The 13,353-nt window shown below is 70.5% G+C and carries 13 protein-coding genes and 1 pseudogene; 5 read left to right on the top strand and 9 right to left on the bottom strand.

Features of this window, described 5'->3' with window-relative positions; translation table 11 throughout:
• Positions 1-4: 4 nt before the first annotated feature.
• Positions 5-1,528 (bottom strand): AMP-binding protein, encoded by a 1,524-nt coding sequence (locus tag BLV96_RS13355; RefSeq protein ID WP_086673477.1) that lies wholly within the window; start codon positions 1,526-1,528, stop codon positions 5-7.
• Between the two features lie 61 nt (positions 1,529-1,589).
• On the opposite strand from BLV96_RS13355, the gene BLV96_RS13350 reads away from it, so the two are divergent.
• Together BLV96_RS13350 and BLV96_RS13345 are read left to right on the top strand one after the other, a co-directional pair.
• On the top strand, positions 1,590-2,423 hold the full coding sequence (locus tag BLV96_RS13350; RefSeq protein ID WP_208608245.1) for a hypothetical protein: 834 nt from the start codon (positions 1,590-1,592) through the stop codon (positions 2,421-2,423).
• A gap of 173 nt (positions 2,424-2,596) precedes the next feature.
• A pseudogene (locus BLV96_RS13345) lies at positions 2,597-2,908 on the top strand (nitroreductase/quinone reductase family protein); the annotation flags it as partial.
• Positions 2,909-2,914: 6 nt separating this feature from the next.
• Here BLV96_RS13345 and BLV96_RS13340 read toward each other — a convergent pair.
• The 5 genes from BLV96_RS13340 to BLV96_RS13320 all read right to left on the bottom strand — a co-directional run bounded on the left by BLV96_RS13340 (position 2,915) and on the right by BLV96_RS13320 (position 7,601).
• Complete coding sequence (locus BLV96_RS13340) at positions 2,915-3,766, bottom strand: LLM class F420-dependent oxidoreductase (protein WP_086673479.1); 852 nt, start codon at positions 3,764-3,766, stop codon at positions 2,915-2,917.
• A gap of 28 nt (positions 3,767-3,794) precedes the next feature.
• Positions 3,795-4,484, bottom strand: a complete 690-nt coding sequence (locus BLV96_RS13335; protein WP_086673481.1) for a TetR/AcrR family transcriptional regulator — start codon at positions 4,482-4,484, stop codon at positions 3,795-3,797.
• A 55-nt stretch (positions 4,485-4,539) separates the two neighbouring features.
• Positions 4,540-5,466, bottom strand: a complete 927-nt coding sequence (locus tag BLV96_RS13330; protein ID WP_086673483.1) for a phosphotransferase enzyme family protein — start codon at positions 5,464-5,466, stop codon at positions 4,540-4,542.
• A gap of 11 nt (positions 5,467-5,477) precedes the next feature.
• Positions 5,478-6,590: a pyridoxal phosphate-dependent aminotransferase gene (locus BLV96_RS13325; protein ID WP_244180207.1), complete on the bottom strand. Its 1,113-nt coding sequence runs from the start codon at positions 6,588-6,590 to the stop codon at positions 5,478-5,480.
• 102 nt (positions 6,591-6,692) lie between these two features.
• Entirely contained in the window at positions 6,693-7,601 is a 909-nt protein-coding gene (locus BLV96_RS13320; RefSeq protein ID WP_086673487.1) for a hypothetical protein, read from the bottom strand.
• 212 nt (positions 7,602-7,813) lie between these two features.
• Here BLV96_RS13320 and BLV96_RS13315 point away from each other — a divergent pair, with 212 nt between their 5' ends.
• From BLV96_RS13315 to BLV96_RS13305, 3 genes are all read left to right on the top strand, one after another.
• Positions 7,814-8,113 carry a YciI family protein gene (locus BLV96_RS13315; protein WP_086673489.1) on the top strand — a complete coding sequence of 100 codons (300 nt, stop codon included), beginning with the start codon at positions 7,814-7,816 and terminating at the stop codon, positions 8,111-8,113.
• A 119-nt stretch (positions 8,114-8,232) separates the two neighbouring features.
• Complete coding sequence (locus BLV96_RS13310) at positions 8,233-8,826, top strand: pterin-binding domain-containing protein (protein WP_086673491.1); 594 nt, start codon at positions 8,233-8,235, stop codon at positions 8,824-8,826.
• Entirely contained in the window at positions 8,823-9,560 is a 738-nt protein-coding gene (locus tag BLV96_RS13305) for a dihydrofolate reductase family protein (RefSeq protein ID WP_086673493.1), read from the top strand. Before BLV96_RS13310 ends, BLV96_RS13305 begins: the two co-directional genes overlap by 4 nt.
• Here BLV96_RS13305 and BLV96_RS13300 read toward each other — a convergent pair.
• The 3 genes from BLV96_RS13300 to BLV96_RS13290 are packed head-to-tail and all read right to left on the bottom strand — an operon-like array spanning position 9,547 to position 11,711.
• Entirely contained in the window at positions 9,547-10,782 is a 1,236-nt protein-coding gene (locus BLV96_RS13300; protein ID WP_086673495.1) for an RNA polymerase sigma factor, read from the bottom strand. The genes BLV96_RS13305 and BLV96_RS13300 overlap by 14 nt on opposite strands.
• Complete coding sequence (locus BLV96_RS13295) at positions 10,779-11,102, bottom strand: YciI family protein (protein ID WP_086673497.1); 324 nt, start codon at positions 11,100-11,102, stop codon at positions 10,779-10,781. The genes BLV96_RS13300 and BLV96_RS13295 overlap by 4 nt, the downstream gene beginning before the upstream one ends.
• Before the next feature lie 15 nt (positions 11,103-11,117).
• Positions 11,118-11,711, bottom strand: coding sequence for a dihydrofolate reductase family protein (locus tag BLV96_RS13290; protein WP_086673499.1), 594 nt, complete (start codon positions 11,709-11,711; stop codon positions 11,118-11,120).
• Positions 11,712-13,353 lie beyond the last annotated feature (1,642 nt).

The raw sequence follows: 13,353 nt of genomic DNA, 5'->3' as shown, positions 1-13,353 counted from the left end.
AGTGTCAGTTGACCTGCCGGGACTGGTCCTTCCAGAACGGCTCCCGCAGCTTGAACTTCTGGATCTTCCCGGTCGCCGTGCGGGGCAGTTCGTCGAGGAACTCCACCCGCTTCGGGCACTTGTAGCCGGCCAGGTGCTCCCGGCAGTGCTTGATCAGGTCTTCCGCGGTCACCTCCGAAGAAGTCACCACCAACGCCGTGACCAGCTCGCCCCATTTCTCATCCGGGATGCCGATCACCGCGGCTTCGCGGACCGCCGGGTGCGAGATCAGGGCGTCCTCCACCTCGATCGACGACACGTTCTCGCCGCCCGAGATGATCACGTCCTTCTTGCGGTCCGCGATCGTCAGGTAGCCGTCTTCGAAGGAACCGCCGTCGCCGGTGTGGAACCAGTTCCCCTCCTGCACGCGCGCGGTTTCGCCGGGGTTCTCCCAGTAGCCGTCGAGGTTGTGGTTCGACTGGGCCAGCACCTCGCCGTCCGTGTCGACGGCGATCCGGACGCCCAGCGCCGGCGTGCCCGCGCGGCCGAGCAGGCGCGCCTGCTCGTGCGGGTCGAGGTCCGCCCACTCGCTGCGCATCCGGTTGACCGTCAGCAGCGGGGCCGTCTCGGTCAGGCCGTAGATCTGGATGAACTCCCAGCCCAGTTCGGCCCGCACGCGCTCGATCGTGCGCGTCGGCGGCGGGGCGCCGGCCACCACGATCCGGACGCGGTCGCGGCCCGGAATCTCGCCTTCCCACGTCGCCGCGCCGTCCAGCGCCGCCGTGACCACCGCCGGGGCGGCGCACAGGATCGTCACGCCGTGCTCTTCGATGCGCCGCAGGATCTCGGTGCCGTCGACCTTGCGCAGCACGATGTGCCGCCCGCCGAGGCCGGTCACCGCGTACGGCATGCCCCAGCCGTTGCAGTGGAACATCGGCAGCGTGTGCAGCAGGACGTCGTGGTCGCTCAACGTCGTGTGCAGGCCGAAGACGGCCGCGTTCAGCCAGATGTTGCGCTGGGTGAGCTGGACGCCCTTCGGCCGCGCGGTCGTGCCGGAGGTGTAGTTGACGGTCGCCGTCGCCGATTCGTCGCCCGCCCACGGGCGTGGCGTCCCGCCGCCGCCCCAGATGGCCTCGTCGTCGCGGCCGAGGACGAAGACGTGCTTCGCCGTCACCGTGTCCAGCAGGTGTTCCAGCTCGGGGTCGACGATCAGCACCTCGGCGCCGGAGTGCTCCACGATGTACTTGACTTCGGCGGGCGCGAGCCGGAAGTTCACCGGCACCAGGATCCGGCCCCAGCCGGACACGCCGAAGAACGACACGAGCAGCCGCGCGGCGTTGTGCGACACCATCGCGACGCGCCCGCCGACCGGCACGCCGAGCGCGTCGAGGTTGGCGGCCTGCGCGCGAGCCCGCCGCGCGACCTCGGCGTAGGTGAGCGAACCCCAGCTCGGCGCGGGCTGGTCCGGCTCGTCGACCACCGCGACGCGGTCCGGGTACACCGTTTCCGCGCGGTCGAGGAAGTCCCGGACACCCAGATCGAAGTACATGCACCCGATGATGACTCTTCGCACGTGCTCGCACCAGTCCGATGTGGTTCGCTGGGACGCGATGGACTTCGACACGGTGGCCGGCGAGCTCTACGGGGGTGACCTCGCGGAGTTCGTCACCGCGCGCAACGCGGCGGCGAAAGCGGCGAAGGCCGAGGGGGACGCCGAGCTCGCGGCGAAGATCCGGGAGCTGCGGAAGCCGACCACGGCCGCCGCGATCGTCAACCGGCTGGCCCGGGACGACCCCGATGAGCTGCGGGAGCTCGCCGAACTCGGCGACGAGCTGCGGGACGCGCACACCCGGCTGGCCGGTGACGACCTGCGGGCGCTGACCCGGCGCCGCGGCGAGCTCGTGCGGCGGATCGTCCACGGGCTGCCGGCCATGAGCGACACCGTTTCCCGCGAGGTCGAGGCGACCCTGGAGGCCGTCGCGGCCGATCCGGGCACCGCGGCGCTCGCCCTCGCCGGGCGGCTGACGTCGGTCGCGCACCAGGACACCGACCAGTGGTTCACCCTCGCCGCCACCGCCCCGCCGTCGAGCGGCAAGCGGCCGGCCAAGCTGGTGGAAAAAGCCGAACCGGCCAAGCCCAAAAAGGACCACCGGCGCGAAGAGGCCGACCGCAAGGAGCGCGAACGCCTCCGTGCCGAACGCGAGCGCCTGCGCAAGGGAGCCGCCGAGCTGGCCAAGGAGCGCGCGGTGGCCGAGCGCGACCTGGTCCGCACCGAACGCGCGGCGGAGCAGGCGACCGCCCGCGTGGAAGACCTGCGAACCCGCCTGGCCGAGGCCGAGGAACGCGCCGAGCGCGCGACGGCGGAGTTCGAGCAGGCCAAGGAAACCTACGAGCGAGCCGACACCGCCGCCGAGGAAGCGCGAAAAGCCGCCGAGGCCCGTTGATCCTGTGCTAGCGTGAAAGCGCGCCCCGGATGGGCCTACGCACGGAGGTAGTGGCTACTCAGCCCCCTTGGCTCGACACGTTCCTGCTTTCCCGGCAGAAGTGTGCCCTCCGCGCGCCCATTCCGTGTCGGTTCACGGCCTCCGGCGATCACTTCCCTCGCCAAAGGAGCAACTTGATCCACCTCACCACGACCGGTGCCCGCACCGGCCGCCCGCACCGCGTTCCCTTGGGGGCCTTGGACATCGACGGCCGCCTGGTCGTCGTCGCGTCCGCGATGGGCTCGCCGAAGCACCCCGCCTGGTACCACAACATCCGCCACAACCCTTCGGTGACAGTGGAAACGGCGACCGAGACATTCGAGGCGATGGCCGTGCTCCCGCCGGACCGCGACGAGCTGTTCGCCGAGATCGTCGCGCGAGAACCGGGGTTCGCGGCCTACCAGGCGCGAACGACCCGGCTCCTGCCCGTCGTCGAGCTGCGCCGGACCTGATCAGAGCAGCACTTCGGCCAGCCGCCGGTGGTTCTCCGCCTCCACCTCGGCGGACCGGCCGATCACCTGGACGGCCACGTGGTCGGCGCCGGCGTCCACATGGGACCGAAGCCCCTTCGCGACGTCTTCCGGTGACCCGTGCAGCGCGAGGTCGTCGATCAGCCGGTCGCTGCCGCCGCCGGTGACGTCGGCGTCGGTGTACCCGTGGCGCCGCAGGTTGTTCACGTAGTTGCGCAGCCCGAGGTAGGGCTCGCGGATGAAGCCACGGCCGATTTCGCGGGCCTCCCCGGCGTCGCCGAGGACGACTTTCTGTTCCGGGGCCAGGAGCTTGCTAGCGCCGAGGACCGACCGGGCGTGCCGCGTGTGCGCGACCGGCACCAGGTACGGGTGCGCGCCCGCGGTGCGGTCCCGGGCGAGCTTGAGCACCCGGTCGCCGAGCGCGGCCAGCACCCGGGCTTCGGCGGGCACGCCGGCCGCGTCGAGCCGGTCGAGGTAGCCGACCAGCGTGTCGTACGGGCTGTGGTAGCCGGTGACGGACTCGGGGTGGCCGACGCCGATCCCCAGCAGCAAGCGCTTTCCGTACCGTTCGGCGAGCCGGTGGTACGACTCGGCCAGCGGCTCGGGCTCGTCGGCCCAGACGTTCACGATCGCCGTCGCCACGGTGATCCGCTCGGTCGAGGCGAGGATGTCTTCGACGAAGGCGAGGTCGCTGATCGACGCCCGCCCGGTGCCGAGCCAGACCGTGCCGTAGCCGAGCGCGTCCGCCGCGATGGCGTGCTGCTTGCGCGTCGGGTCGTCGCGGTGCGGGGACAGGAAGACGCCGTAGGTGCCGAAGTTCACTACATTTGTCATAGAACTCAATGTAGCAAATGTAGCGCGGTCAGTTCGAGAGGCGGTGCAGCCACTCCCGCAGCATCTGCCGTTCGGTCGACGTCAAGGCGTCGACGTCGTCGGCGAGCCGGGTCGACAAAGCGACCGCGAGCGCGCCGACGGACGAGCCCTCGGCCGGCCGCTCGGCGAGCAGCCCGGCCAGCACCGACTCCCGGACCTGCGTGGACATCGCCAGGTCACGGCCGTCTTCGGGCTGCGCGATCAGGCTGAGCGTGACCCCGCTGTTGGCCGCCGCGAACTGCCGCGCGGCCTCCGCGGCCTCGACGCGCAGCCGGCCGTCACGCGCCAGCGGCGTGAACAGCTCCAGCAACATCGCTTCGGCGCTGGAGGTCAGGTTGCACGGCACGCCGGGTTCGATCTGGCCGTAGAGCAGCACGTAGAACTGCGGGTTCTCCAGGCCGTACTCGACGTGCCGGTCCCAGCCGGCGCGGATCCGGTCGACCGGGTCGCCGCCCGGCGCCGGAGCCTGCACGTACTGCGTGAACCCGTAGTTGACGACGGCGTCGAGCAGGCCCTGCTTGCTGCCGAAGTGGTGGTAGAGCGTGGGGGCCTGGACGCCGGCGCGTTCGCAGATCGCCCGCGTCGACACCGACTCCCCGCCGGACTCGTGCAGGAGCTGCCCGGCCGCCAGCAGCAGGCGGTCGCGGGTGCTGGTGGCGTTGCTCGATCGTCCGGCCATGTAGCAATTGTAACGCCAGTCTGTAACGCGGCACTTTCGTAGGGAAAGTGACGGGTCAGCGGAGGCGGAGCTGCACCCGGCGAAGCCCGACGAAGGCGTTCAGCACCGCCGGGTCGGTCGTGGCCGCGTCGGGCCGCACCGACCGGTAGCCGTCCAGCAGCGCCTCCCGCAGCTCCGTGCGCTGCGGCAGGTGCTTGAGCTGGTCGAGCGCCACGGCGAGGTCGTAGGCGTAGTGCCCGTACCCGCAGTCGTCGAAGTCGATGGCCCGGACGCGCCCGCGGTGGAACAGGTAGTTCACCTGGCGCAGGTCGCCGTGCACCAGGCCGAACACGTCGGCGCCGCACCCCAGCCCGGCCCGCACCGCACGGACCCGCTCGATCGCGCCGCGGACGCGTTCGTCACCGCCGGCGAGCGTCACCGCCCGGTCGAGGACGGCGTCGGAGAACCCGTCCACCTGGGACCGCCCGAACTCGGTGAGGTCGTCGACGCGCCCGCGGTCGAGGCCGTTCATCCGGGCGCCGTGCAGGTGCAGCCGCGCGGTGAACTCGCCCACCGCGTACAGCTGCGGCGGGCTGAGCCGCTCGTCGACGAACCGGCCATCGACCCAGTGGCAGAGCACGCAGGTCCGCGGTTCCGGCACGGCCGGGTCGGCGACCACGGTGATCAGGTCCCGCGCCCGCGTCGGCACCGGCCGCGGGACCACGAGGTCGGTTTCCTTGCCCAGCATGGAAAGCCACGCCATTTCCGCCCGCACCTGCGCGGCGCCCGGGCCGTCCGCGCGCTGCACCCGCAGCACGTACCGGTGGCCGTCCGCGCCGTCGACGCGGAACGTCGTGTTGAGCCCGCGGCCCAGCGGCGTCAGCCGGGCGACCGGCACGTCGTAGTCGGTCAACGCGGCTTCGGCGAGCCGGCGCAGGCGCCGGGTGCGGCCCGAGCGGTCCAGCTCGGCGAACGGCCGGTCGTTCGCCGTCGAGCCGGCCATGGCCCAGGTGCTCAGCTGATCGACCGTTCCGGCTCGCGGGAGTGCGCGACGAGCTCGATCGCCGGCGTGTGGCGGCCGCCGCCACCCAGCCGCTCGACCCCGCGCAGGCCCTCGACCAGCCGCTCGACCTCGGTGTCCGGCCGCACCCCGAAGCGCATGAACTGGCTGGTCATGCCGATCTTGTTGCCGCACTGGCGCACCAGCAGGTGGTGCTCGGCGAGCAGGTAGTCGCACAACTCGGCGCCGTCGACCGAGCCGGGCAGCTTGACGAGCAGGAAGTTCGCCTGCGACGGGAACACCGTCAGCTCCGGGAACTGGTTCAGCTGCGAGTTCATCATGAACCGGTCGAGTGCGAGTTTCTTGAGGCTGTCCTCGTACTCCGCGCGGTGCTCGGCGAGCATGAAGATGACGGTCTCGGCGAGCGAGTTGAGGTTCCACTTCGGCAACGCGCCGGACAACTTGCGCGTCAGCGCCGGGTTCGACACCTGGTAGCCGAACCGGATCCCGTGCAGCCCGAAGTTCTTGCCGAGGCTCTTCAGCACGATGACGTTCGGCCGCACGACGGCTTCGGCGGCCACCGACGGGTTCAGCTCGGCTTCGACGAAGTCGATGAACGACTCGTCGATCACCACGAGGTCGAGGTCTTCGAGGGCGTCCATGAACCGGACGACCTCGCGCCGCGGCAGGTACCCGCCGTCGGGGTTGTTCGGGTTGCACAGCACCGCGACCCGGGAGCCGCGGCGCTTGATGAAGTCGACGTACTCGTCGACGCGCAGCTCGAAGTTGTCGGATTCCTTGAGCAGGAACATGTCCACGCGCTTGCCGGTCTCCAGCGGCTGGTCGGTCCAGCGGCCGAACGTCGGGATCGGCACGGCGACGCTGGCGTCGACCAGCAGCCGGTCGATCCAGGTGATCAGCTCGGTCGAGCCGTTGGCGAGTGAGATCGTCGACGGGTTGAGCCGCAGCACGTGCGCCAGCTGCGCGGTGATCGCGCCGGCGTCGCTCGGGTAGAACTTGAGGATCGTGCGGAGGTTGCGCTCGAGCTGGCCGAACATCTCGTCGGTGGGGAAGTACGGGTTGCAGGGGATGCAGAAGTCCGCGAGGTCGTCCGCGTGCTGTCCCATCGCGCGCGCCACGAAGAAGAACGAGGGGCTGTGGGCCGCGCTCTGCTGGAAAAGGCCTCTGGGTGTCATACCGTGCCGCACGCGTGGTCTCCGTCCGCCGCTTTACCGGCCCCTTGCCTTCCCGATGGGGACACGGGTGAATCGGACGGGCGGTTCAATGCCGGACAGCGCGTAGATCCCGGTACCGGCCAGCGCGGCCGCGGCCAGGGCGGACAGCGCGAGCACCGGCAGCGGCGCCGCGAACGGCGAGACGCCGGTGAACGACTCGACGCCGATGACCGCCGTCAGCACGGCGTCGGCGGCGACCGCGAGCTTCACGACCAGCAGCCGGTGCGTCTCGGGCCAGCGCGTGAAGCGCAGGATCCAGGCCAGCGCGGGCAGGACGAGGATCGCGTGCATCGCGACCGCGTGCAGCGGCTTGAGCGAGCCGGCGGTCGTGTACGCGGCCTGCGGGTCGCCGCCGCGCGCCGCGACGACGCCGCGGCCGATCATCACCGCGCCGGTGGAAAGCGCGACCAGCAGCACGACCAGGCCGGCCCGGACGGCCAGGCGCAGGCTCGCCGCCTCCGGGCCGGGTTCGACCAGGGCCGCGGCGGTGAAGCCGATGACGGTCAGGACGAGCACGCCGCCGCCCAGGGCGAGCGACATCGACACGGCGGTGTCGAACGGCGTCTCGAAGTTGAAATGTGACGGCACCCCGCGCCAGGCCTGCATGCTGACCAGCGCGACCTCGGCGACGCTCGCGACGGTGAACGCGCCGAGCAGGATCGTCCGCAGTCGCGGGCGGATGGTGAGGAACGACGTCGCCCAGGCGACCGACGCGAGCGTCAGCCCGAACGACAGGCCGAAGGTGACGGCCTTGCGCATCGACAGCGGGCCCAGCCACGAGCCCCCGGAGGCGATGAGCACGATCGCGTGGACGACGCCGCCGAGGAGCAGCGCCGCGCCGACGGCGTAGGCGGTCTTCTCGGCTCGCCTGCCGTCGTGCCGGATACCTGTCAGAGCGTTCATGGGAGGGAGTGTCGCGCCCGGGGGAGCGGCACCGCGTCGGCCCGGTGGCGGCACCGCGGCGTACGACGACGGGCGTACGGCAATGGGGAAGAATGTCGAAAAGTGTTGGTAAAGGAATTGCGGTGTTCTTGACCGGAATATGGGGGAAACGCGTGTGCCGCGACACTCGCCAGGCGGATGCGGTCCGGCCGGAAGAGTCCTACCATCGGATCATGTACATAGCCCTGCTGACCTACACGGCACCTGAAACAGAAGTCGACTACGCGCTGCCGGACCATTCGGAATGGTTGCGCAAACAATTCACGAAGGGGGTCTTCCTCGTTTCCGGAAAGGGGAACGGCGCGGCCGACCAGGTGATCCTCACGCGGTCGGTGCTGCGCGGCAAGCTCGACGCGGTGCTCGCCAGCGACCCGTTCGTCATCCGGCGGCTCGCCCGCTACGAGGTCATCGAATTCACCGCCACGCGCACCGCGCAGGAGCTGCTGGCGATCAACGAGGCCATCGCCTCCTGAGGAGTTCCGCCGACGGTCGGGTGGCCCGGCGACGAGGCCCCGCCACCTGCCGGTGAAACGTGCGCTCCCGCTGACTCGCTTATGATCGCGAGGCACGGATGTCCAGCAGGGAGAGCGCGATGAAAACCCCCGACCTCGTCTTCCGGGGCCGCCGGTTGAGCAGTGACCGCGCGCTGGTGCTGGCCGCGATCCAGGTGCTCCCGGAGCCCGACGCGGCGCGGGATGCGGTCGTGAGCGCCGTCGAGGACGGCGCCGACCTCGTGAGTTTCGCCGGAACCGGCGTCGAACCCCTGATCTCGTGGACGCGGGAGAAGTTCCCCGACCTCGTCGTGGCCGTCGACACCGCGGACGCCTCGGTCGCCGCCGGTGGCTGCGAAGCCGGCGCGGACCTGATCATCGCGCGGACCGACCTCACCGACGTCGCGGCGCGGTTCGGTGCCGGATACGCCGGCTCGTCGGAGGCCGGCCCGCCCGGGTTCGTCCTGGACGTCGGCGTCCTGCGGTCGGCGCCGTCGCTGCCCGAGGACGTCCCGGTGCTGGTGGAAGTGGCCGGCGACGGCACCCCGGCCGGCCTGGCGCTGGCGGCGCTCGCGGCGTCGGCGGGCGCGGCGATCATCCGGACCCGGCACGTGCGCGCGACGCGGCACGTCGCCGAGATGGCGGCGAGCATCGCGGGCACGCGCCCGCCGGCGAAGGCGGTCCGATGGGAGTGATCCGGCAGATCTGGCCGGTCGAGCGCGGCCTCGACGACCACGAGCTCGAGCAGCTGTACCGCTACCCGGACGGCCCGCGCTGGGTCGCGGTCAACTTCGTGTCCAGCGCGGACGGCGCGATCACCGTCGAGGGCCGGTCGGCGAGCCTGTCGACCCCGGCCGACCGGATCGTCTACCGGCTCGGCAACGACCTCGCCGACGTCGTCCTGGTGGGCGCGGGCACGGCGATGGCGGAGGGCTTCGAGGGCATGCGGCCCGACGAGCGCACGGCCGAGCGCCGCCGCCGGTTCGGCCTGGCCCCGATCGCCCCGGTCGCGGTGGTGACAACCGGGCGGTCGCTGCCCCCGGACGCCCCGGTGATCACGAAGGCGGCGGTCCCGACGCTGGTGTTCACGACGTCCTCGGCGCCTTCGTCGCTGCGGGACGAATGGGCCGCGAACGGCGCCCGCGTGTTCGTCACCGGCTCGACGGGCGTCTCGGCGACGCAGGTCGTCGAGACGTTGGCTGCCGAAGGCTTGGGCCGCATCGACTGCGAGGGCGGGCCGCGGCTGTTCGGCTCGCTGATCGAGGCGGGCGTCGTCGACGAGTTCCGCCTGACGGTGGCGCCGTTCCTGGTCGCGGGCGCGTCGAGCCGGGCCGCGGTCGGCGCGGCGATCGACCCGGCGTCAATGGAGCTGGCGTCGGTGCTGACGGACGGCGCCAGCGTGCTGCTGCGGTACCTCAGCCCCCGTTAGGCAGCTGGTCGCGGCGGCGGGTCAGCGACGCGGTCTCAGCGGTGTTGCCCGCCAGTTGGATGGCTTTGTCGTAGGCCGCGCGCGCCTCCGCACCGCGGCCCAGCCGGCGCAGCAGGTCGGCGCGGGTGGCGTGGAACGGGTGGTAGCCGGTCAGCTCGGGTTCGAGCCGGTCGACCGCCGCCAGCGCCACCTGCGGGCCGTCGAGCTCGGCGACCGCGATGGCCCGGTTGAGCGCGACGATCGGCGAAGCGTCGACGTGGACGAGCTGGTCGTAGAGGGCGAGGACCTGCGACCAGTCGGTGTCGCGCATGTCGGCGGCGGAGGTGTGCACGGCGTTGATCGCGGCCAGGATCTGGTAGCGGCCCGGCGCCACCCCGGCCGCCAGGCGTTCGCGCACCAGCGCGTGGCCCTCGGCGATCAGCGTCGTGTCCCAGGTCCCGCGGTCCTGCTCGTCGAGCGCGACCAGTTCGCCGCCGGCCGAGACCCGGGCGGGGCGGCGGGCCTCGGTGAGCAGCATCAAGGCCAGCAGCCCGGTCACCTCGCCGTCGTCCGGCAGCAGGGCGTGGATGAGGCGGGTGAGCCGGATCGCCTCGGCGGTCAGGTCGTGGCGCACCGGGTCGGTGTCCGGGCCGGTCGCCAGGTAACCCTCGTTGAACACGAGGAAGAGGACGGTCAGCACGCCGGAGACGCGGGCCGGCAGATCCCCGGCCGAGGGCACGCGGTAGGGGATGCGGGCCGCCTTGATCTTGGCTTTCGCGCGGGTGATCCGCTGGCCCATGGTGCTCTCGGCCACCAGGAAGGCCCGTGAGATCTCGGGCACGGTCAGGCCGCCGACCAGGCGCAGCGTCAGCGCCACGCGGGCTTCCACCGCCAGCGCGGGGTGGCAGCAGGTGAAGACGAGCCGCAGCCGGTCGTCGTCGATGGCGCCGAGGGGTTCGGGCGGGTCGTCGTCGTACACCAGCCCCGCCTCCTTCTGCTTGTCGTCGCGCTTGCTCTCGCGCCGGATCCGGTCGATGGCCTTGCGTTGGGCGGTGGTGGTGAGCCAGGCGCCGGGGTTCGGCGGCACGCCGTCGGCAGGCCACTTTTCGACGGCGACCGCGAACGCCTCGGCGGCCGCCTCTTCGGCGACGTCGAGGTCACCGAAGCGCCGGGTCAGGGCCGCGACCACCCGGGCCCACTCCTCGCGGTGGGCCCGGATGATCGCCTCGTCGACGTCGTTCACAGGAATGGCCGGACCTCGATCTTGCGGTCGCAGACCTTCGAGGCCTCGGTGGCGAGCTCGAGCGCGACGTCCAGATCGGGGGCCTCCCACACCCAGACGCCGGCGAGGTACTCCTTGGACTCGAGGAAGGGCCCATCGGTGACGACGGTCTGGTCGCCCCGGTTGTCGACGACGGTGGCGGCGTCGGTGTCGGCGAGCCCGCCCGCGAAGACCCAGTAGCCATCGGCGATCAGCCGGTCGTTGAACTCGCTGATCAGGGGCTGCCGGTCGGTGCTCCCGGGACTGCTCTTGTCGTCGATCACGGAAACCAGGTAGCGCATGCTCGTTCTCCTGTGTCAGGCGGTCGCGTACTGCGGGCGTCCGGCCGGCCGGTGGACCTGGATCGTCACGCCATTGGCGTCGACGCGCGAGTCAACCAGGTCGAGCGCGAGGTCCGGGCCGCTTTCCGGGAACAACCGCATCCCCTGCCCGACGACCACGGGGATCACGATCAGGGTCATTTCGTCGACCAGGTCGTTCGCCAGGAGCCACCGGATGAGGGTGCCACTGCCGTGCACCTGCAGTTCGCCGCCGGGCTGGGCTTTCAGTGCTTTGATCGCGTCCGCTGCGAGCACGGTGGAGTTTTCCCAGGTCGGCGCGGTGAGGGTGGTCGAGGCAACGTACTTGGGGGCGGCGTTCAGGGCGGCGCCGACGGGGTGGGTCTTCTGCGGCCCCCAGGCGGCGGCGAAGAGTTCGTAGGTGCGCCGGCCGAAGAGGAACGCGTCGGCGTTTTGGTAGGTGCGGGTAATGAAGGCGCGGGTTTCGTCATCGCCTTTGCCGAGGGCCCAGCCACCCCGTTCGAACCCGTTGCGTCGGTCTTCGGGGGAGGCTCCGCCGTTGCCTTGGACGACTCCGTCGAGGGTCAGCTGGGTCATGGTGGTCAGCTTCATGGGGTTCCTTCCCGCCGGGGCCGCTTGCTCGCGGCCTCACCCCTGCTACGAACGGTCCGAGCGGGATCCGACAGGTGCTTCGAAGATTTTTTCGGCACGTTGAGCCGGGCTACCGGTTCACGGAGGTGGGCGTGGTCCCGCAGCGAGACGGCGAGGCCATCGACATCGGTGGTGGCGGCGTCGCGCCGCGCGAGCTCCCACGGGTGGTGAAGCCGGCGTAGTGAGGGGAGTTCAAAGACGTCTTCGCGGAACGGGGCGTGGCGCGTGAGAAATGCCGAGTTGCGTAGCTGTCTGTGGAGCCTGGGACAATCCAGCGCGACCGCGCAAGCGGCGAACCTTCCGCAGCTGCAGGTGGTGTCCGGAGACAACGACAAAGAATTCGACGCTGCTACCGTCCAGTTGCAACACAGCTACGAAGCACTCCGCTCTCTCGCAACCTTGGCGATCCAAATGTGCGGCTTCATCATCGTCGCCGGCACTCTCTTGCTCGGCTATGGCTTGTCCCAACGGCAGTCGGACTTTCTCCTGATCGCGAGTGCGATGCCGCAACTCATCGCCCTGCTCGCCGCGATGGTGATTGCTCTCGGATCCCGATGGTTTACCTCGCGCTCTGAGCGGAACGCCGCCTGGCCGAGCACCGAGACACTGTGCCCGACTGATCTTGCAATCAGAGCCCCGCGCATCTTGCGCAAAGTCAACCAACACCTGGATGGCGATGATCCACCGATTCGGATGTCCGAGCTTCGGCGGCTCGCTTCGTGCAACGATTCGTCGACTTTCGGTACACTGGAATGGTGTTGTTCGAGGTCGGCTGAGTTAGCCAGGTTGTGCTCTTCATCCTCGCATTGTGTAGTTTCAACTACCGGTTGTTCTGAAAGTGTCACGGATGCCGGCGGAATGCCCGCGCATGCCGCGCAATGTGAGGGACCTGCGCAAACGCCCGCCCGCACCGGCAGGACCAGCGCGCAAGGTAGGAGACCGCAGTTACGGCTTCCGGTTCGGTCCGACAAACGCCACACACCTTGCGTCCGACCTGCGGTCGCGGTAAGTGAGCGCATACGTGCTCGGGAACTGGCACGCCCGGAAGTGATCGGCTCGGTGACCCGGAACCGCCGCGGATCGACACGATCAAGTCCGTGAACCTGCTCGAGATGGTCCTCGATCGGCTCGCCGGCCACCCGGCCAGGTGCCGTCTCTGCAACCTGGAAGGCTCACGACCTGGACACCATGGCAACGAGCGTGGGGAAGAGGGAATGAGGGCGTCGTCGCGCCGATTCCGGTCGCCCGGCGGCCACGCAGCGGCTCTGCAGGACAGGCGAGGATGTGCGCCCATCCGCGGACGAGTTGCCCCGATGGTCGCTCAAGCCGACGTGCAGATGGTCGGCACCTCCGTCGGCCGGTTCCGCAGCTACCGCCCAGTCACTGCTCCAGGTCGATCGCGCTTCGCCGAGGTTCGTGCGGATAGCCCTGGGCATGGGGCGGCGAGGATGACCTTATGCAGCGGTGCCGCTCGACCCAGGGCACCCAAGACCGAGATTGGTAGGCGGGCGCGAGGTTGTTCCGCGGACCGACCTTGGAACGTTAGTACTGCCGTGCGCCAACGGCGTGCAAGATCGTCAGTAGACGCTCGATTTACGGGACC

Origin of the sequence: Amycolatopsis pretoriensis, assembly GCF_900107925.1 — a bacterium.
In the GTDB taxonomy this organism is placed as follows: domain Bacteria; phylum Actinomycetota; class Actinomycetes; order Mycobacteriales; family Pseudonocardiaceae; genus Amycolatopsis; species Amycolatopsis pretoriensis.
Note: the sequence above shows the minus strand (reverse complement) of the source record. Positions and strands in the feature narration are given on the sequence as shown.